Annotated in this window: 1 protein-coding gene; it reads right to left on the bottom strand. The window is 50.8% G+C overall.

The genetic code is table 11. The features are described 5' to 3' along the window. A partial coding sequence (locus tag KIV40_RS34905) for an AEC family transporter (protein ID WP_285354044.1) occupies positions 1-729 on the bottom strand: 729 nt, incomplete at its 3' end. Between the last annotated feature and the right edge of the window lie 29 nt (positions 730-758).

Raw genomic sequence — 758 nt, 5'->3', positions numbered from 1 at the left:
TGGCGGCAGCATAGTGAACAGAACCATCATTTGTAGGTGCAGCGTTGGCAGTGGAATAAAGAAGTAGATGATGGCGAAAGCGATGGCTCCGGTGAACAGAGACTGAGCCGTGCACAGCAAGCCGACCTTGAGGCCGCTGAGCCTCAGATTAACCATTTGTGAGCCAAGGGATAACAGCATAATAGGTACTGCTGCTTGCCCGAGTAACGATGTTGCTTCGTAAATAGGGTTCCACACTGCGACGCCAGATAAATTGAGCGCCATTGCCACGGCTGCTGCTAAGAATATCGGCATCTTGAAGATCTGTTTTAGCGGGTTGCCTTCACTTAACAACGCCAAGCCCAAACTAATATGGATGCAGGCTGAAACCCCGAACAGTAGTACAGCGGGAGCAAGCGCGGTGTCACCAAAGGTATAGGTAAACAATGGGATTGCAAGGTTGCCGCTGTTACGGAACATGTGCGGTGGAGCCCAAGCTTTGAAGTTGAGCTTAAAGATCTTACAGATAGGAATCATCAATACCGCAGGTACTAATACCGCAACTAATGAGGCGGTGATCAGCGGTACTTGCTCAGTATCGAGCGGCATGGTGGTGAGTGACGCAAACACTAAAGCAGGGATACAAACGTCCATGTTAATGCGGTTGATAGGCTTAAAATCGGGTTTGAGCCAACGGCCTACGGCAAAGCCAGCAGCGGCGAGCGCAAAAACGGAACCTTTTGCGTGCATACGACGCTCAGGGATCCCTTCGCGGTCAA

It is taken from the genome of Vibrio sp. D173a (genome assembly GCF_030248475.1).
The sequence above is the reverse complement of the archived record's forward strand: the minus strand, read 5'-3'. Positions and strand labels throughout refer to the sequence as shown.